Origin of the sequence: Pseudomonas sp. MPB03 (genome assembly GCF_046605385.1) — a bacterium.
GTDB classification, from domain to species: domain Bacteria; phylum Pseudomonadota; class Gammaproteobacteria; order Pseudomonadales; family Pseudomonadaceae; genus Aquipseudomonas; species Aquipseudomonas zanjanensis.
Genome location: NZ_CP176770.1, coordinates 5,824,486 through 5,843,358, shown reverse-complemented (window position 1 = coordinate 5,843,358; position 18,873 = coordinate 5,824,486). Strand labels below are relative to the sequence as shown.

The 18,873-nt window shown below is 61.5% G+C and carries 13 protein-coding genes; 7 read left to right on the top strand and 6 right to left on the bottom strand.

Annotation, left to right across the window (positions count from 1 at the left end; genetic code table 11):
• Window positions 1–157: 157 nt before the first annotated feature.
• The 3 genes from katB to radA all read left to right on the top strand — a co-directional run bounded on the left by katB (window position 158) and on the right by radA (window position 3,776).
• Window positions 158–1,699 (top strand): catalase KatB, encoded by a 1,542-nt coding sequence (gene katB, locus ACLH0I_RS25440; protein WP_411385683.1) that lies wholly within the window; start codon window positions 158–160, stop codon window positions 1,697–1,699.
• A 140-nt stretch (window positions 1,700–1,839) separates the two neighbouring features.
• A complete protein-coding gene (locus ACLH0I_RS25435) occupies window positions 1,840–2,367 on the top strand; it encodes an ankyrin repeat domain-containing protein (protein WP_411387558.1) in 528 nt (175 codons plus the stop codon).
• 41 nt (window positions 2,368–2,408) lie between these two features.
• The gene (gene radA / locus ACLH0I_RS25430) at window positions 2,409–3,776 is read left to right on the top strand and encodes a DNA repair protein RadA (RefSeq protein WP_030140305.1); all 1,368 of its coding nucleotides are present in this window, start codon (window positions 2,409–2,411) and stop codon (window positions 3,774–3,776) included.
• 207 nt (window positions 3,777–3,983) lie between these two features.
• On the opposite strand, the gene ACLH0I_RS25425 is transcribed toward radA, so the two are convergent.
• Window positions 3,984–4,340 carry a PilZ domain-containing protein gene (locus tag ACLH0I_RS25425; protein WP_411385682.1) on the bottom strand — a complete coding sequence of 119 codons (357 nt, stop codon included), beginning with the start codon at window positions 4,338–4,340 and terminating at the stop codon, window positions 3,984–3,986.
• 158 nt (window positions 4,341–4,498) lie between these two features.
• Between ACLH0I_RS25425 and ACLH0I_RS25420 the strand changes: the two genes are divergently transcribed.
• From ACLH0I_RS25420 to yjiA, 3 genes are all read left to right on the top strand, one after another.
• Window positions 4,499–6,565: a carbon starvation CstA family protein gene (locus tag ACLH0I_RS25420; protein WP_411385681.1), complete on the top strand. Its 2,067-nt coding sequence runs from the start codon at window positions 4,499–4,501 to the stop codon at window positions 6,563–6,565.
• A gap of 15 nt (window positions 6,566–6,580) precedes the next feature.
• The gene (locus ACLH0I_RS25415; RefSeq protein WP_003182142.1) at window positions 6,581–6,778 is read left to right on the top strand and encodes a YbdD/YjiX family protein; all 198 of its coding nucleotides are present in this window, start codon (window positions 6,581–6,583) and stop codon (window positions 6,776–6,778) included.
• A 411-nt stretch (window positions 6,779–7,189) separates the two neighbouring features.
• Complete coding sequence (gene yjiA, locus ACLH0I_RS25410) at window positions 7,190–8,158, top strand: GTPase (RefSeq protein ID WP_411385680.1); 969 nt, start codon at window positions 7,190–7,192, stop codon at window positions 8,156–8,158.
• A 140-nt stretch (window positions 8,159–8,298) separates the two neighbouring features.
• Here yjiA and ACLH0I_RS25405 read toward each other — a convergent pair whose 3' ends face one another.
• The 5 genes from ACLH0I_RS25405 to ACLH0I_RS25385 form a co-directional block, all read right to left on the bottom strand.
• Window positions 8,299–8,991 carry a GntR family transcriptional regulator gene (locus ACLH0I_RS25405; RefSeq protein WP_411385679.1) on the bottom strand — a complete coding sequence of 231 codons (693 nt, stop codon included), beginning with the start codon at window positions 8,989–8,991 and terminating at the stop codon, window positions 8,299–8,301.
• Window positions 8,992–9,013: 22 nt separating this feature from the next.
• Window positions 9,014–9,718: a FadR/GntR family transcriptional regulator gene (locus ACLH0I_RS25400; protein WP_411385678.1), complete on the bottom strand. Its 705-nt coding sequence runs from the start codon at window positions 9,716–9,718 to the stop codon at window positions 9,014–9,016.
• Window positions 9,719–9,776: 58 nt separating this feature from the next.
• Complete coding sequence (locus tag ACLH0I_RS25395) at window positions 9,777–11,090, bottom strand: C4-dicarboxylate transporter DctA (RefSeq protein WP_411385677.1); 1,314 nt, start codon at window positions 11,088–11,090, stop codon at window positions 9,777–9,779.
• Between the two features lie 495 nt (window positions 11,091–11,585).
• On the bottom strand, window positions 11,586–12,839 hold the full coding sequence (gene glyA / locus ACLH0I_RS25390; protein WP_039593914.1) for a serine hydroxymethyltransferase: 1,254 nt from the start codon (window positions 12,837–12,839) through the stop codon (window positions 11,586–11,588).
• A gap of 157 nt (window positions 12,840–12,996) precedes the next feature.
• Complete coding sequence (locus tag ACLH0I_RS25385) at window positions 12,997–16,845, bottom strand: EAL domain-containing protein (protein WP_411385676.1); 3,849 nt, start codon at window positions 16,843–16,845, stop codon at window positions 12,997–12,999.
• Window positions 16,846–17,116: 271 nt separating this feature from the next.
• Between ACLH0I_RS25385 and ettA the strand changes: the two genes are divergently transcribed.
• A complete protein-coding gene (gene ettA, locus ACLH0I_RS25380) occupies window positions 17,117–18,781 on the top strand; it encodes an energy-dependent translational throttle protein EttA (RefSeq protein WP_030140297.1) in 1,665 nt (554 codons plus the stop codon).
• Window positions 18,782–18,873: the final 92 nt, after the last annotated feature.

Sequence of the window (18,873 nt, the reverse complement as noted above, 5' to 3'; positions counted from 1 at the left end):
TGCCATCAATCGCGCGCGATACGCGGTTTCAGGCCCGGGCCCTATAACGTTTTTTCTATCGGCACGGTATGGCATTTCTATTTAGGTTTTCTTTTTTCCGGCACTAGCCTCTGGATGGCGCACATGGATGCGCTCTATAACATCAGAGGAACATGCTATGAACACTTCCCTTGGCCACGGGGCTTATTCCCATCGCCGCGCTTTTTTTGTGCTGACCGCGAGCCTTCTATCCTTGTCTGTCAATGCGGCCACCCTGACCCGGGACAACGGTGCGGCGGTCGGCGATAACCAGAATTCGCAAACGGCAGGTCCCAACGGTCCGACCCTGTTGCAAGACGTGCAGTTGATCCAGAAGCTCCAACGCTTCGACCGTGAACGCATCCCCGAGCGCGTGGTGCATGCCCGCGGTACCGGTGCCCACGGCACCTTCACGGTGTCCGACGACCTCAGCGACTTGACCAAGGCCAAGGTGTTCGCCGCAGGCCAGGTGACCCCGGTGTTCGTGCGGTTTTCGGCCGTGGTGCACGGTAATCATTCACCGGAAACCCTGCGCGACCCCCGAGGCTTCGCCACGAAGTTCTACACCGCCGACGGTAACTGGGACTTGGTGGGCAACAACTTCCCGACCTTTTTCATTCGTGATGCCATCAAGTTTCCAGACATGGTTCATGCCTTCAAACCCGACCCGCGGACCAACCTGGACGATGATTCGCGCCGGTTCGACTTCTTCTCCCATGTTCCAGAATCGACCCGCACCCTGACCGAGTTGTATTCCAACGCCGGCACGCCCGCCAGTTATCGTGAAATGGACGGTAATGGTGTGCATGCCTACAAATTGGTTAACGCCAAGGGTGAAGTTCATTATGTGAAGTTTCATTGGAAAAGTTTGCAGGGTTTGAAAAATCTCGATCCGAAAGAAGTTGTGAAAGTTCAGGGTCAAGATTACAGCCATATGACCAATGACTTGGTCAGTCATATCAATAAGGGCGACTTCCCGAAGTGGGACTTGTACGTCCAAGTGTTGAATCCACAGGACCTGGCCAAGTTTGATTTCGATCCATTGGACGCGACCAAGATCTGGCCGGGTGTGGCTGAGCGCAAGGTCGGGCAAATGGTCTTGAACCGTAATCCGGCGAATGTCTTCCAAGAAACCGAGCAGGTGGCCATGGCGCCGGCCAACCTGGTGCCGGGCATCGAGCCTTCCGAGGACCGTTTGCTCCAGGGACGGGTGTTTTCCTACGCCGATACGCAAATGTACCGGATAGGCGCCAATGCCCTGCAGTTGCCGATCAACGCCCCCAAGGTGGCGGTGAACAACGGCAACCAGGACGGCGCGATGAACCCGGGCAGCACCAGCACCGGCGTGAATTACCAACCGAGCCGCCTGATGCCTCGCGAAGAACCGCAAGCGGCACGCTACAGCCAGGCCGCGCTGAGCGGCAGCACCCAGCAGGCGAAGATCCAGCGCGAGCAGAACTTCAAGCAGGCCGGTGATCTGTATCGTTCGTTCAGCAAGAAAGAGCGTGATGACTTGATCGAAAGCTTTGGTGGCTCCCTGGCGACCACCGATGACGAGAGCAAGCACATCATCCTGTCGTTCCTCTACAAGGCCGATCCTGAATACGGCACTGGCGTGGCCCGTGTTGCCAAAGGCGACCTGGCCCGGGTCAAGGCGCTGGCGGGAAAACTGAGCGACTGATCCATCTGTGAGAGCGAGCTTGCTCGCGATGCAGGCAACTCGGTCTGGCTGTGCACCGCAGTGTCTGCATCGCGAGCAAGCTCGCTCCCACAGTCTTTGAGGAATGAGGAGACGTCATGATGGGTAAATTGCTTTTATCGATGCTTGTGGCCTGGTCAGTGAATGCACTGGCCGATCAACCAATAGCCACCGAACCGGCGGCGGTGCAGGAGCAACTGCAAAGTTATTATTTCGACGCCGCGCGTCGGGGCGACGTGCCGATGCTCGATACGTTTATCGAGGCCGGCTACTCGTTGGATACCCGGGATGAGAAGGGCTACACCGCGCTGATTCTGGCGGCCTATCACGGCCACGGGCCGGCGGTGGAGCGGTTGCTGGCCGCGGGGGCCGATGCCTGTGCCCAGGACAAGCGTGGCAACACCGCACTGATGGGCGCCATTTTTAAAGGCGAAGTGCAGATTGCGCGTCGTTTATTGTCCACCGACTGCAGCCCGGACCAACGCAATGGCGCGGGGCAGACCGCCGCGATGTATGCCGGCCTGTTCAAGCGTGGCGAGTTGCTCGATGCCTTGAAGGCCAAGGGCGCCGACCTGGAGGCCAGGGATCCGTTGGGCAATACCGCGACGAATCTGGCCAACGGTGAAATCAGAATGCCGGCCCCGCAATAAAGCCCGACTGCTATCATCGCGGTTTTTACCCCGGAGTTGAGATGGCCAAGGCAAAGCGCATGTACGGCTGCACCGAGTGCGGCTCGACCTTCCCCAAGTGGGCCGGACAATGCAGTGAATGCGGAGCCTGGAACACCCTGACCGAAACCATGGTGGAAAGCGGCGGCGCGGCGGCCCCTACCGGGCGCACGGGCTGGGCCGGCCAACAGGCGCAGATCAAGACCCTGGCCGAAGTCAGCGTCGAAGAAATCCCGCGTTTCTCCACCGCGTCCGGTGAATTGGATCGGGTGCTGGGGGGCGGCTTGGTGGACGGCTCGGTGGTGCTGATCGGTGGCGATCCGGGCATCGGTAAATCCACCATCCTGTTGCAAACCTTGTGCAACCTCGCCACGCGCATGCCGGCGTTGTACGTCACGGGCGAAGAGTCCCAGCAACAGGTCGCCATGCGCGCCCGGCGCCTGGGCTTGCCCCAGGACCAACTGCGGGTCATGACCGAGACCTGCATCGAAACCATCATTGCCACGGCGCGCCTGGAAAAGCCCAAGGTGATGGTCATCGACTCGATCCAGACCATTTTCACCGAACAACTGCAGTCGGCCCCGGGCGGCGTGTCCCAAGTGCGTGAAAGCGCGGCGTTGCTGGTGCGCTACGCCAAGCAGAGCGGCACGGCGATTTTCCTGGTGGGCCATGTCACCAAGGAAGGTGCGTTAGCGGGACCGCGGGTGTTGGAGCACATGGTCGACACCGTGTTGTATTTCGAAGGCGAATCCGATGGGCGCCTGCGTTTGCTACGGGCGGTGAAGAATCGCTTTGGCGCGGTCAATGAACTGGGGGTGTTCGGCATGACCGACAGGGGCCTGAAAGAAGTCTCGAACCCGTCGGCGATCTTTCTGACACGTGCCCAGGAAGAAGTCCCCGGTAGCGTGGTCATGGCAACGTGGGAAGGGACCCGGCCGATGTTGGTCGAGGTGCAGGCGCTGGTGGACGACAGTCACTTGGCGAACCCACGACGGGTCACCCTGGGCCTGGATCAGAACCGGCTGGCCATGCTGCTGGCGGTATTGCATCGACACGGTGGGATCCCGACACATGACCAGGACGTGTTCCTCAATGTCGTGGGTGGGGTCAAGGTACTGGAGACCGCATCCGACCTCGCGTTGATGGCGGCGGTCATGTCCAGCCTGCGCAACCGGCCGCTGCCCCATGATCTGTTGGTGTTTGGTGAAGTCGGGCTGTCGGGGGAAGTGCGACCGGTGCCCAGCGGGCAGGAGCGGCTCAAGGAAGCCGCCAAGCACGGCTTCAAACGCGCCATCGTGCCCAAGGGGAACGCGCCGAAGGAAGCGCCGGCTGGGTTGCAGATCATTGCAGTGACACGCCTGGAACAGGCGTTGGATGCGTTGTTCGAATAATGCCGAGGCGGATGCAGGCCTCCGTGGCGAGGGAGCTTGCTCCCGCTGGGGTGCGCAGCAGCCCCTCAAATATGCATCGCGGTGTGTCAGGTTGGTGGAGTTGCTGCTCTTGGGGCTGCTACGCAGCCCAGCGGGAGCAAGCTCCCTCGCCACAGGGGATCGTGCACAGGGCGGGGACTGTGCACACGGGGGCTGCGGCGGGGCTTTTCAAATATGGATCAAAGCCTTCAACTCCCGCTCCAGCTCCTTAGGGTCGCCCAGGTTCAGCTCTATCAATCGGCGTAGGTGTGCGATGGAAGCCAGGTCGATATGTTCGCAGACGAAGCCCAGGTGACCATGGTCATCATGGGCCAACCGAACTTCCATTTTGATCTCCGCGTCAGGGCTCAAATGGATATCCGCCATGAAGGGTTGGTCGGGGGCGCCAAGCCAGGGTTCGGGTTTTGTGATCAGCAGCCCCTTGAGGGATAAATCCAATAACTCCACCGGCCAGATAAACGGGCCCTGGCTCAGTTCGGTCCTGGCATGGAATTCAACTCGTACGAAGCGGCGACGTTCGCTCATTACGCATTCCCTCTGGAGATTCACTGACTATAGACCGAACTGGGAGAGCATCGTCACCGTTCGGCAACAGACAGACGAATGTCGGGTATGGCCTTTGCCCAGGTTAGCGCTAAACTCCAGTGGCTATCTTTCTTGTCCACCCTGGCTGGAATATAAAAATGAAAAACAATAATAGCCTGCTACGCCATCTGCCCTGGCTACTGCTGGCCGTCATAGGTGCGAGCGCCCTGGGCGTCGTGGCCTTGCGTCGAGGCGAGGCGATCAACGCCCTCTGGATCGTCGTCGCCGCCGTGGCCATCTACCTGGTCGCCTACCGCTACTACAGCCTCTTCATCGCCAACAACGTGATGCAACTCGATGCGCGCCGGGCCACCCCCGCCGTGCTCAACAACGATGGCCTGGACTACGTCCCGACCAACAAACACATCCTTTTTGGCCACCACTTCGCGGCCATTGCTGGCGCGGGGCCGTTGGTCGGGCCGGTGCTGGCGGCGCAGATGGGCTACCTGCCCGGCACGCTCTGGCTGATCGCCGGCGTGGTGCTGGCCGGTGCGGTGCAGGACTTCATGGTCCTGTTCCTGTCCACCCGCCGCAACGGTCGCTCCCTGGGCGACATGGTGCGCGAGGAAATGGGCCGTATCCCCGGCACCATCGCGCTGTTCGGCTGCTTCCTGATCATGATCATCATCCTCGCGGTGCTGGCGCTGATCGTGGTCAAGGCCCTGGCCGAGAGCCCGTGGGGCATTTTCACGGTGATGGCGACCATCCCGATCGCGATGTTCATGGGCATCTACATGCGCTACATCCGCCCGGGCCGCATCGGCGAGATCTCGATCATCGGCGTGCTGTTGCTGCTGGGTTCGATCTGGCTGGGCGGGCAGATTGCCGCCGACCCGGTCTGGGCCAAGGCCTTCACCTTCACCGGGATCCAGATCACTTGGATGTTGATCGGCTACGGTTTTGTCGCGGCGGTGCTGCCGGTGTGGCTGATCCTCGCGCCACGGGACTACCTGTCCACGTTCCTCAAGATCGGCACCATCGTCGCCCTGGCGATCGGCATCCTGGTCACCATGCCCGAGCTGAAAATGCCGGCACTGACCCAGTTCACCGACGGCACCGGGCCGGTGTGGAAGGGCGGGCTGTTCCCGTTCCTGTTCATCACCATCGCCTGCGGCGCGGTCTCGGGCTTCCACGCGCTGATCTCCTCGGGCACCACGCCCAAGCTGCTGGATAACGAAACCAACGCCCGCTACATCGGTTACGGCGGCATGCTGATGGAGTCCTTCGTGGCGATCATGGCCATGGTGGCCGCTTCGGTGATCGAACCGGGCGTGTACTTCGCCATGAACAGCCCGGCGGCGATCGTCGGTACTGATGTGGTGGCCGTGGCCCAGACCGTCAGCAGTTGGGGCTTTGCAATCACCCCCGACGCGCTGCAAGCGGTGGCCAAGGACATCGGCGAGACCACCATCCTGGCCCGTGCCGGCGGTGCGCCGACCCTGGCGGTCGGGATCGCGCAGATCCTGCACTCGGTGCTGCCGGGTGAGAACACCATGGCGTTCTGGTACCACTTCGCGATCCTGTTCGAAGCGCTGTTCATCCTCACCGCGGTGGACGCCGGCACCCGTGCCGGGCGGTTCATGCTGCAGGACTTGCTCGGCTCGTTCGTGCCGGCCCTCAAGCGCACCGAATCCTGGACCGCCAACCTGATCGCCACCGCCGGCTGCGTGGCGCTGTGGGGTTACTTGTTGTACCAGGGCGTGATCGATCCGCTGGGCGGCATCAACACCTTGTGGCCGCTGTTCGGCATTTCCAACCAGATGCTGGCCGGGATCGCCCTGATGCTCGCCACCGTGGTGCTGATCAAGATGAAGCGCCAGCGCTATGTCTGGGTCACGCTGCTGCCGGCGAGCTGGCTGCTGATCTGCACCACCACCGCGGGCCTGATCAAGCTGTTCGACGCCAACCCGGCGATCGGCTTCCTGGCCCTGGCGCGCAAATACAACGACGCCCTGGCCGCCGGCCAGATCCTGGCCCCGGCCAAGAGCATCGAGCAGATGCAGCACGTGGTGTTCAACGCCTACACCAACGCAACGCTGACGGTGTTGTTCCTGTTCGTGGTCTTCAGCATCCTGTTCTACGCGCTCAAGGTTGGCATCGCCGCCTGGGGCACGAAGGAACGCACGGACAAGGAAGCACCCTTCCAGGCCCTGCCGGACGCTTGATAGAGGATTGCAACGATGTTCAATGACTTGAGTCGCTTGGGTAAATACCTCGGTCAGGCCGCCCGCCTGATGGTCGGCATGCCCGACTACGACAACTACGTCGAGCACATGCAAACCAAGCACCCGGACAAGCCGATGATGGACTATGAGGCGTTCTTCCGGGAACGCCAGGAGGCCCGTTACGGTGGCAAGGGTGGGCCCAAGTGCTGTTGAACCGCTGATTGCCAGTGGATGATGCAACCCTGTGGGAGCGAGCTTGCTCGCGAAGGCGTCAGGTCAGTCGCCATTGATGTGGCTGACACACCGCTATCGCGAGCAAGCTCGCTCCCACAGTTGTTTTGGGTTGGTCCTCAGGATTTGCCTACACCACAGATCCCTTGTGGGGTGGTCTCAGGATTTGCCTACACCACCGATCCCTTGTGGGGTGGTCTCAGGATTTGCCTACACCACCGATCCCTTGTGGGGTGGTCTCAGGATTTGCATACACTACCGGTCCCTTGTGGGAGCGAGCTTGCTCGCGATAGCGGCGTGTCAGTTAATGATAATGTCGACTGACCTGACGCCTTCGCGAGCAGGCTCGCTCCCACAAAACCGTTTTCCTTTCAGGCATCAAGGAGATTCAGTTTGTCCTCTCCCATCCCGGTCACCATCCTCAGCGGCTTCCTCGGCGCCGGCAAGACCACGCTGTTGCGCCATCTGCTCAAGGCCGAACACGGCCTGAAAATCGCCGTGATTGAGAACGAATTCAGCGACGCCAGTATCGACACCCAACTGCTGGGCGACGAGCCGGTGCAAGTCATGACCCTGGCCAACGGTTGCGTGTGCTGCACCATTCACACCGACCTGACCAAGGCCTTGTACCTGTTGCTCGAGCGGCTGGACAGCGGCGAAATCGCTTTTGATCGCCTGGTGATCGAATGCACCGGATTGGCCGACCCGGCCCCGGTGGCGCAGACTTTTTTCATCGACGAGGACTTGCGCGAGCGTTATATCCTCGACGGCATTCTGACGCTGGTGGATGCCGCTCACGCCGATATCCACCTGGCCCAGGCCATCGCCCAGGCCCAGGTCGGGTTTGCCGATCGCCTGCTGCTGAGCAAGACCGACCTGGTGGACGCCGTCCAGGTCCAGGCCCTAGGCGAGCGCCTGACACGCATCAATCGGCGGGCGCCGATCAGGGTGGTCGAACACGGCCAGATCGACTTGGCCGAGTTGCTCGACATTCGCGGCTTCAACCTCAATGCGGACCTGGGCGCAGGGTTCAGCCTGCGACCGGTGGGCAAGGCCACCCCGGGCGATCGCATCAGCAGCCTGGTGTTGCGCACCGACAAGGCGCTGGATATCGACAAGCTCAGCGAGTTCATGAACCAATTGCTGGAAGAACACGGCAAGCAACTGCTGCGCTACAAAGGCGTGCTGAACATCGCGGGCGAACCCCGTCGACTGGTGTTCCAAGGCGTGCTCAAGTTGTACGGTTTCGATTGGGACACCGAATGGGCACCCGACGAAGCTCGGGAAAGCGTGATCGTGTTCATCGCCGACGAACTGCCTGAAGAGAAGATCCGCGCCGGATTCGAAGCCGCGCTACTTTGACTGTGCCTGCGTTCGTCAAAACGTCTGCCTGAGGCGCTTTTCGTGGCGAGGGAGCTTGCTCCCGCTCGGTTGCGCAGCAACCGCCAAAAAGCGAGGGCGGCTACGCCCCCCAGCGGGAGCAAGCTCCCTCGCCACAACAGCTATTTGATCAGCAATTTTTGCTCCAGATGGTCCAGGTGCTCGTCCATCAGCCGCACGGCTTCGTTGACGTTGCGACCTTCCACGGCGTCGACGATCGCCAAGTGTTCCTGCCAGGCGCAATGTCGGCGCGACTTGACCTCGTGTCGCGCCAGGGCCAACGAGGTCAACGGCACCAGGCTGCCGAGAAATTGCAGCAACGGCGCGTTACCGGCCATGGCGGCCAGTTGCAGGTGAAACTCGCCGGACAGGCGTATCGCCGGGCCACGCTCGCCGCGGTCCAGGCAGTGCTGTTCCTGTTCCACCAGATCCCGAAGCCGTCGTAGATCCTGCGGTCGCGGCGCCTGGCAGGCCAGGCGCACCAGCGTCTGCTCGGCCAGGCGGCGAGCGTGGAGGATCTGCCGGGTCTGCTCCAGATCTGGCGCGGCGACCTGGGGGCGGTGGTTGGGCCGCAGTATCACCACTTGCTGGTGGGACAGGCGCGCCAGGACGCGGCGAATGATGCTGCGGCTGACACCGAACACGTCTCCCAGGCTTTCCTCGGTGAAGCGGCTGGCCGGGGCAATGCGTTGTTCGAGGATGGCGTCGAAGATCCGCGGGTAGATATCGTCCACCGACGGTTTGCCGATCCGGCCGGGCAGGGGCAGGGTGGCGAGTACATTGCGGTTATGTTGATGGGAAACGAGAGTGTTCATGACGGTCTCCGCAGGCCCAGGCTCAAGTGCCGAGGCTGTCGTCCGGAATATTCAATTCGATGCCCATGCGCTGGCCTTCCCGGAGAATGTGCCGACGCATTTCGGCGCTGGCCTGGGCGCTGTTCTTGCCACGGATGGCACGGACCACGGCTTCGTTTTCTTCCAGGCGTTCGGCCAGGTGTTCGGGCGAGTTACGCAACACATCGGCGCTTTGCTTGAGGGCGTTGCTGGTCTGCTGGACCACGTTCTGGAAGATCGGGTTGGACGTCAGGGCAAACAGTTCTTCATGGAAAGCGATGTAGGCGTTGGCACAGGCGTCGCTGTCATTGGCTTCCAGGGCTTCGCGCATGTCCATGAGGGTCAGGCGCAACTGGCCGACTTCCTTGCTGCTGATGGACTGGGCAACGAGGCCGACGATGAAGGGCTCCAGGGTGTAGCGCAGTTGCAGCAGGTCTTCCAGGCTCGCGCCGGCCATGGCGCTGCCTTCACTGACGGTATCGTTGAGATTGGCCTCCAATACCACGACGCCTTTGCCGGGCATCGAACGCACCAGACCCAGGGTCTCCAGGACGATCACCGCTTCACGCAGGCTGGGCCGGCTGATGCCCAGTTGCTCGGCCAGTTCGCGCTGGCCGGGCAGCATGTCCCCCGAGCGCCACTGGCCCCGGGCGAGGGCGGCGCGGAGTTTCTCCACCACGGAATTGACGACGGTCGATGAGCTGATCACATGTGACTCCTTGGAAATCAACAGGCAATGCCGGCTCGCGGGCCGGCATCGCCGTCTTTCAGAATTGCTGGTGATGGGCACTGCCCACCGGTTTTCTGGGTTGAAAGGTATAGCCTTGTTGGCCGGACAGCACCTTGCGCGCGCGAGGAACATCGATGTCTTTCTCCCAGCGGGCAATCGCCACGGTGGCCACGCAGTTGCCAATCAGGTTGGTCAGGGCCCGGCCAATGCCCATGAACCAGTCGACGGCTAACACCAGCACCAGGCCCACCACCGGGATCGCCGGGATCGCGGTCAGCGTCGCCGCCAGGATTACCAATGCCGAGCCGGGAATGCCATGGGCGCCCTTGGAAGTGATCAGCGACACCAGCAGGATGGTCAACAGATCGCTCAGGGCCAGGGGTGTACCGGTGGCGTTGGCAATGAAGACAATCGCCAGGGTCAGGTAAATCGAAAAGCCATCCAGGTTGAACGAGTAACCGGTTGGAATCACCAAGCCCACGGTGGAGCTGCCGATCCCCAGGTGCTCGAGCTTGCGCATGATCTGTGGCAGCACGGCATCGGACGAAGCGGTACCGAGGACGATCAGCAGCTCTTCGCGCAGGTATTTGAGAAACGGCAGCATCGGCAGGCCCGATGCGCGCATCACCAGACCGAGAATCACGGCGACGAACGCGATGCAGGTCAGGTAGAACAGGCCGACGAGGCTACCCAGGTGCTGCAGCGAGTCCAGGCCATATTTGCTGGTGGTGAAGGCAATGGCGCCAAACACGCCGATAGGGGCCAGGCGCACGATCATGCCCATGATGCGGAAGATCACGTGGCTGAGTTCGTTGATCAGCCGTGAAATACCGGAAGCGGCGTCACCCACGAGGTTCAAGGCACTGCCGAACAGCACGGCGAACAGCAGCACCTGCAGGATATTGTTTTCCGCGAACGCTCCGATCACTGAGGTCGGGATCAGGTTCATCAGGAACTGCGTAGTGGTGACCAGGTGCTGGCCGCGCTGGGCGATATCGTTCACGTCCGTGCTGGAGAGCTGCTCCAGGTGGATGTTCGCACCACTGCCAATGCCGGTGCTGAAGGCAAGGACCAGGCCGATGATCAGGGCGATGGTGGTGAGCACTTCGAAGTAGATGACCGATTTGAGGCCAATGCGCCCGACCTTCTTGAGATCACCGGCGCCGGAGATGCCGCTGACCACCACGCAGAACACGATCAGGCCGATGAGCATCTTGATCAGCTTGATAAAGCCGTCGCCGAGGGGTTTGAGCTGTGCAGAGTATTCGGGAAGGGTAAGCCCGCAGACGATGCCGAGCACCAGTCCGAGGACAACTTGAAGGAAGATCGACCGCGAGCACCATTTGAGCATGGGAGGGATTCCTGGTTCGGTGTCCTTGTTCGCCAGAGGGGCTGGCGTCGGGACTTCATTATTGTGGTCTTACCGGTTTGTCCAGTGCAGGCGCAGTCTAGGCGCTGTTTTCGCGGGTATGCAAGCCCGGCTACAGCGATTTGGCTTGACCGGTCTTACCAGTTGTGGTGAAAGCCCTGTGCTTGAGCCTTTCCCAAGTTGGAAAAAATTTTGCCCCCAAGGCCTAAGCGAATAACGAGGACATGATACAAACCTGTGGCGAGGGAGCTTGCTCCAGCTGGCCGGTCCGACGCTTCGGGCGCAGCAGCCCCAACATTTTGCGGTCGCTGCGCAACCGAGCGGGAGCAAGCTCCCTCGCCACAGGGGGTAGATGGTTATCCCAGCCTCACCGGTGTTCTACCGGTATTCACCTCAGAGGATGCTAAAAATGAACGCCAATAAAAAAGGCCCGCATCTTTCGATGCGGGCCTTTTTGGCTACGCGTTAGCGAGCTAATTAAGCGCCGTATACCGGCAGCTTCTTGCAGATGGCCTTGACCTTCTCACGCACGGCGTCGATGACCGCTTCGTTGTTCAGGTCTGCCAGGATGTCGCAGATCCAGCCGGCCAGTTCCTTGCACTCGGCTTCCTTGAAGCCGCGAGTGGTCACGGCTGGGGTGCCGAAGCGCAGGCCCGAAGTGACGAACGGCGAGCGTGGGTCGTTGGGCACCGAGTTCTTGTTGACGGTGATGAACGCCTTGCCCAGCGCCGCGTCGGCGTCTTTGCCGGAGATTTCCTGCTTGATCAGCGAGAGCAGGAACAGGTGGTTTTCAGTACCGCCGGACACCACGTCGAAGCCGCGCTCGATGAACACGCCGGCCATGGCCTTGGCATTCTTCACCACTTGTTGCTGGTAAGCCTTGAACTCAGGTTGCAGGGCTTCCTTGAAGCAGATCGCCTTGGCTGCGATCACGTGCTCCAGCGGGCCACCCTGGGCGCCCGGGAAGACGGCGGAGTTCAGCTTTTTCTCGATGTCGGCGTTGGCACGGGCCAGGATCAGGCCACCACGTGGACCGCGCAGGGTCTTGTGGGTGGTGGTGGTGACCACGTCGGCGAACGGCACCGGGTTCGGGTAGACGCCTGCGGCGACCAGGCCGGCAACGTGGGCCATGTCGACGAACAGGTAGGCACCGACCTTGTCGGCGATCTCGCGGAAACGCGGGAAGTCGAGGACTTGGGAGTAGGCGGAGAAACCGGCCACGATCATTTTCGGCTTGTGCTCGAGGGCCAGGCGCTCGACTTCGTCGTAGTCAATCAGGCCGTTGCCGTCGATGCCGTACTGGACGGCGTTGTACAGCTTGCCAGAGGAGGAAACGCTGGCGCCGTGGGTCAGGTGACCGCCGTGGGCCAGGCTCATGCCCAGGATGGTGTCGCCGGCCGACAGCAGCGCCAGGTACACGGCGGCGTTGGCTTGGGAGCCAGCGTGTGGCTGGACGTTGGCGTAATCGGCGCCGAACAGTTGCTTGGCGCGGTCGATGGCCAGTTGCTCGACCACGTCGACGTATTCGCAACCACCGTAGTAGCGCTTGCCTGGGTAGCCTTCGGCGTACTTGTTGGTCAGTACCGAGCCTTGAGCTTCCATCACCGCGGGGCTGGTGTAGTTTTCCGAAGCGATCAGCTCGATGTGCTCTTCCTGGCGCTGAGCTTCTTGCTCCATGGCGGCAAAGAGATCGGCGTCGTACTTGGCAATAGTCAAATCACGGCTGAACATGGCGGTCCTCAAGGATCGGGGCAGAAAAGGGGGGCATTCTACCTCAACCGGTTTTGGAAGGCATATGAAAGGGCGTCATGTCTTGGACGAATGGGTTTCATGGACAATTGTGTGTCGTCCAGGCTCGCGATGAGGCCGCTACAGGCGCTGAAGGGCCTCAGTCGAGCATGAACAACGCATCATTGCTGAACTGCGCTTCGAACCGATTGGCCGGCATCGGCCGGCCGAACAGGTAACCCTGGACTTCGTCGCAGCCGTGTTCACGCAGGAAGTCCAGTTGCTCGTGGGTCTCGACGCCTTCGGCGATCACCGCCAGGTTGAGGCTGTGGGCCATGGCGATGATCGCCCGGGCGATCTGCGCATCCTGCTCGCCGGAGGGCAGGCCGTCGACGAAGGTGCGGTCGATCTTCAGCACGTCGATGGGGAATTGCTTGAGGTAGTTGAGCGACGAATAACCGGTGCCGAAATCATCGACGGCAATGCTCAGGCCCAGGTTCTTCAACCCGGCGAGGATCTGCATCGCCTCGCTGACTTCACGCATCAGGATACTTTCCGTCAGTTCCAGCTCCAGGCAGGCCGGCGGCAGGCCAGTGCTGCGCAGGATATTGGCAATGCGCGTGCCCAACTGGCCGTCGGAGAACTGCCGGGCGGAAATGTTGACCGAGACTTTCGGCACCCGGACCTTGGCCTGGTGCCAGGTCCTGAGCTGCCGGCAGGCTTCGGTGATGACCCAGTCGCCGACATCCACCACCAGCCCGAGTTCTTCGAGTACCGGGATGAAATCCCCCGGCGGCACCAACCCGCGTCGCGGATGGCGCCAGCGCAACAAGGCCTCGGCGCCGGTCAGGCGTTTGCCATCGCCGCTGAACTGCGGCTGGTAATACAGCACGAACTCGTTCTGCTCCAGGGCATGGCGCAGGTCACTTTCCAGTTCCAGGCGCTCCAGGGCGCTGGCGTTCATGTCGGCCTGGTAGAACTGGAAGTTGTTCTTGCCGCGTTCCTTGGCGTGATACATGGCCGTGTCGGCGTTCTTCATCAACTGGCTCAGCTCGTTGCCGTCCTGGGGGCTCAGGGCGATGCCAATACTGGCGGTGACGAAGAACTCGCGGCCTTCGAGCACGAAGGGGCGGACCAGACTGGCGAGGATCTGCTCGGCCACGTTGATGGCCCGGTTCAGCGCCATTTCACGGCTGGCGCGCGGTTGCAGCAGCAGGGTGAACTCGTCGCCGCCCATGCGCGCCACGGTGTCGTCGTCGGCGACGCAGCCGAGCAGGCGCGTGGCCATTTCCTTGAGCATCCGGTCGCCGGCGGCATGGCCGAGGGAGTCGTTGATCGGCTTGAACCGGTCCAGGTCGAGGAACATCAGCACGACCCAGGTCTTCTGCCGTTCGGCCGATTGCAGCGCGGTGTGCAGGCGATCCTGGAACAGCGTGCGGTTGGGCAGGTGGGTCAGGGCGTCGTAATAGGCCAGGCGATGAATGCGCTGCTCGCTGGCCTTGCGTTCGCTGATGTCGCTGAAGAAACACACATAGCTGGCCAGGTCGCCTTCGTCATCCAGCACCGCGGTGATGCCGACCCAGGCAGGGTAGTGCTCGCCATTGCGGCGCTTGAGCCAGACTTCGCCTTCCCAGGTGCTGTGCTGTTGCAGTTGCTTGAGCACGTAGCGCAGGTGGGCTTCCTGCTGGTCGTCCACGGTCAGCATGTTGGGCAATTGGTCCAGCACTTGCGATACAGCATAACCGCTGACGCGACTGAAGGCTTCGTTGGCCTGGACGATGTAGCCGGCCGGGTCGGTGATCAGGATCGCCGAGGTCGAGTGCTCGAAGACCGTGGCGGCCATGCGCAGGTCTTTTTCGGCGCGACGTTGCTGGCTGATGTCGCGGCCCACACCCAGAACGCCTTCGAACGCGCCATGTTCATCCCACACCAGCACCAACCGCAGCTCGATGGGGATCTTGCGCCCGTCGGCACGCAGGCAGTCGAACAGGAACAACTGGGTCTGCATCTGGTTGCGCAGCTCGGCCAGTTGTGCGGGCTTGTCGAGGGCCTTGCTGACCCGGTCCATCAGGCTGTAGATGCCGGTCAGTTGTTGCGGGTTGGCGATGATCGATTGCCAACCGTTCTGGAAAATCCAATCGGCGGTGTAGCCCAGCACCGCTTGCACCGACGGGCTGACATAGTTGAGCGAAAGCTTGTTGTCGGTGGAGAAAATCACGTCGCTGATGCTTTCGGCGAGCATCCGGTAGCGTTGCTCGCTGTCGCGCAGCGATTCGCTGGCCTCGATCTGCTCGGTGACGTCCTTGGCCACGCCGATGATTCGCGTCACCTGGTTATGTCGGTCGCGGGCCAGGGCCTGTTCACGGATGTCGAAACAGCGCCACTTGCCATTGCGATGACGAAAGCGCAATTGGCATTGCAGCAACTGCGTGTAGCCGCCCCGCCGTTGTTCCTGGCGCAGGTTGTGGTAGTGATCGGCATCGTCGCTGTGCAGCAGGATTTCCCAGAAGTACTCGCCCATCTGGTGCAGTTCGGTGCGGTCATATCCCAGGGTCTGGCCCAGGTGATGGTTGCTGAAGATCATCCGCTGGCTGATGACGTCCTGCACATAGAGATGGTCCGGCACGGTGCGCACCACGTCGGACCAGAACCCCTCGCGTTCGAGCAGCGAGAGCTCGATCAGCTTGCGGCTGGTGATGTCGCTGATGCTCAGGATGACCGCGTTGTAGTCGTGCTGTTTTTCCGGCAGGCGCAGCACCAGCCACAGGTGCTGGTCGCGACCATGGGCGTCCTGGAGCTTGATCTCCAGTTCCAGTTGCTTGTGTTGGTCGAGCAGCGCTTCGAGCAGCTTCGAGCCGACGGGGTTGTTGTCCTGCGCACCTTTGCCGACCAGCAACTGCCAAGCCTGGTCGCAGGAATCGACGTTGAGCAATTTCAACGCCATCTGGTTGACTTCGGTGACGTGAACTTCCTGGCGCAGCTGTTCGAGTTGGTGAGTGGTTTGCAGCCAGGCGCGCAATTGATCGCCCGTGTGCAGGCCGGCTCGCTCAAAAAAGGCCTTGAGCCCCGACAGGTCAAGTACGCACAGGGCCACGCCGGTGCCTTCGAAAATATCCTGGTAACGTCGCCGCCCCTCGTGCAACTGCCGTTGGCGCCGACGCATGTTCAACAGCGCGATCACCGGCAACAACGAAAACGCCAGGCCCAGCAGGCATTTGCCGATGAAGGCCGGCAACAGTTGTTCGATCACCTGGCGGCGGTCGAACAGCCCTCGCAGTTGCCAGTCGCTGCTGCTCAGGGGCACGGTCAGTACGGTGCTTTTCAGGTCATCCGGCGACAGATGGGTCGGGCTGCTCGAAGGCAGGCTCTCGTCGCGGCTGATGATTTGCTGGTTGAGGCGGTTCTCCACCAGCCATAGCGGGCGCAACCCCACATCGGCTTGCTTGGTCAGGGTGGCGAAAAAGTTCGGGGTCAAGCGCAGGGCCCAATAGCCACGGCCGCTACCGCTGGCCTGGTGCAACAATAGATGCACCACGGAACCGTCTTCGGCATTGCTGAAATAATGGGCCTGGGCCCGGCTGCGTCGCACCAGTTCGCTCAGGTAATCGGCATCGTGGCTGTTGGCATCACTGTCACTGAGCACCCGGCCGGAAGGGCTCAACAATGCCAAGCTGCGCAGCTCGGGGAGCGACTGCTGGAGTTTGTGAACCAGGGCCTGCTGCTCGTCGATACTTTGCGGTTGTTCGACGATCGGTAGCAGGTTGAGGGCGATTTGCGCGTTCAAGGCCATGTTCAGGCTGACCTGCGCGGCGAGATCGGCGGTGTAGTCGATGGTGTACTGGCGCTGTTGCTGCTGGGTTTCGCGCAGTTGATCGAGCAGTTGCCAGAACAGCAAGCCGAGCAACAGCAGCACGAGCGTGGCCAGCGCCCCCTTCAATGTCCCGCGCAGGGGCGAGCCGGGCACGACAGCGGGTGCGCGAGGGGACAGGGGTGGAGTGACGTTGGACAAGCTGTAATCCTGCGTTTTGCTGGACTGGCGCGACGTGCACTATAAGCCGGACGCCCGAAGGGCGGCTAGCATGCCTTGACTTGTGGCAAAGTGCCAGCCCTGGGCGGCTGGACCTTGACCGACGGTTGAGGTAGCTTTGCCGGTCAAACAAGAGCGTTCCAGCTCCAGATTCCCAGGCTCTATCCGCCCGCAGGCATTGATGATCGTCAAGAGCCCGCGCCGCGCATGGCCTGGCTCGTTCTTTTCACCTGTCACTGACGCTAGGTTCACCATGGCTCAATACGTCTTCACCATGCATCGGCTGAGCAAAGTTGTTCCGCCGAAGCGGGAAATCCTGAAAAACATTTCTCTGTCCTTCTTCCCTGGCGCCAAGATCGGCGTGTTGGGCCTCAACGGTTCGGGTAAGTCCACGCTGTTGAAAATCATGGCCGGCGTCGATAACGAATTCGACGGCGAAGCCCGTCCGATGCCGGACCTGAACATCGGCTACTTGCCGCAAGAGCCACAGCTGGACCCAACCAAGACCGTGCGTGAAGTGGTCGAGGAAGCGGTCAGCGTGATCAAGGACGCCCAAGCGCGTCTCGACGAGGTCTACGCCGCCTACGCCGACCCGGATGCCGATTTCGACAAGCTGGCCGCCGAACAGGCCAAGCTCGAAGCGATCCTGCAGGCCAGCGACGGCCACAACCTCGATCGCCAGCTGGAAGTTGCCGCCGATGCGCTGCGCCTGCCGGCGTGGGACGCGAAGGTCGAACACCTCTCCGGCGGTGAGAAGCGCCGCGTGGCCCTGTGCCGCCTGCTGCTGTCGGCCCCGGACATGCTGCTGCTCGACGAACCGACCAACCACCTGGACGCCGATTCTGTCGCCTGGCTCGAACACTTCCTGCACGACTTCCCAGGCACCGTGGTGGCGATCACGCACGACCGGTACTTCTTGGACAACGTCGCCGGCTGGATTCTCGAACTCGACCGCGGCGCGGGCATTCCGTACGAGGGCAACTACTCGGGTTGGCTGGAAGCCAAGTCCGATCGTCTGGCCCAGGAATCCAAGCAGCAGTCGGCCCATGAAAAAGCCATGAAGGAAGAACTGGAATGGGTGCGCAAAGGCGCCAAGGCCCGCCAGTCCAAATCCAAGGCACGTCTGCAACGCTTCGAGGAAATGCAGTCCCAGGAATTCCAGAAGCGCAGCGAAACCAACGAGATCTACATCCCGGCCGGTCCGCGCCTGGGTGACAAGGTCATCGAGTTCAAGAACGTCACCAAGGGTTATGGCGACCGCGTGCTGATTGACAACCTGTCGTTCTCCATGCCCAAAGGCGCCATCGTCGGTGTGATCGGTGGTAACGGCGCGGGCAAATCCACGCTGTTCCGCATGTTGATGGGCAAGGAAACCCCGGATTCGGGCAGCATCGAGATCGGCGAAACCGTGCAACTGGCCTGCGTTGACCAGAGCCGCGAAGACCTGGACGGCAGCAAGACCGTGTTCCAGCAGATCTCCGACGGTTCCGACCAGATCCGCATCGGCAACTATGAAATCCCGTCGCGCACTTACGTGGGCCGCTTCAACTTCAAGGGCGGCGACCAGCAGAAGTTCGTCAAGGACCTGTCCGGCGGTGAGCGCGGTCGCTTGCACCTGGCGTTGACCCTGAAGGAGGGCGGCAACGTCCTGCTGCTCGACGAACCGTCCAACGACCTCGACGTGGAAACCCTGCGTTCCCTGGAAGAAGCCTTGCTGGACTTCCCGGGCGCCGCCATTGTGATCTCTCACGATCGGTGGTTCCTCGACCGCGTGGCGACCCACATCCTGGCGTACGAAGACGACTCGCAAGCGGTGTTCTTCGAAGGTAACTACACCGAGTACGAGGCCGATCGCAAGAAACGCCTCGGCGAAGCCGCTGCCCAGCCCCATCGCGTACGGCACAAGAAGCTGGCCTGATTCGGTCGGTTGCATAAAAAAACGGAGCCTTCGAGGGCTCCTTTTTTTATGGATGCAAATCCATTGTGGGAGCGAGCTTGCTCGCGATAGCG

Coding starts and splice junctions, on each gene's coding strand:
- katB (WP_411385683.1), top strand. CDS start 158: ATGAACACTTCCCTTGGCCACGGGGCTTATTCCCATCGCCGCGCTTTT.
- ACLH0I_RS25435 (WP_411387558.1), top strand. CDS start 1,840: ATGCTTGTGGCCTGGTCAGTGAATGCACTGGCCGATCAACCAATAGCC.
- radA (WP_030140305.1), top strand. CDS start 2,409: ATGGCCAAGGCAAAGCGCATGTACGGCTGCACCGAGTGCGGCTCGACC.
- ACLH0I_RS25425 (WP_411385682.1), bottom strand. CDS start 4,340: ATGAGCGAACGTCGCCGCTTCGTACGAGTTGAATTCCATGCCAGGACC.
- ACLH0I_RS25420 (WP_411385681.1), top strand. CDS start 4,499: ATGAAAAACAATAATAGCCTGCTACGCCATCTGCCCTGGCTACTGCTG.
- ACLH0I_RS25415 (WP_003182142.1), top strand. CDS start 6,581: ATGTTCAATGACTTGAGTCGCTTGGGTAAATACCTCGGTCAGGCCGCC.
- ACLH0I_RS25405 (WP_411385679.1), bottom strand. CDS start 8,991: ATGAACACTCTCGTTTCCCATCAACATAACCGCAATGTACTCGCCACC.
- ACLH0I_RS25395 (WP_411385677.1), bottom strand. CDS start 11,090: ATGCTCAAATGGTGCTCGCGGTCGATCTTCCTTCAAGTTGTCCTCGGA.
- glyA (WP_039593914.1), bottom strand. CDS start 12,839: ATGTTCAGCCGTGATTTGACTATTGCCAAGTACGACGCCGATCTCTTT.
- ettA (WP_030140297.1), top strand. CDS start 17,117: ATGGCTCAATACGTCTTCACCATGCATCGGCTGAGCAAAGTTGTTCCG.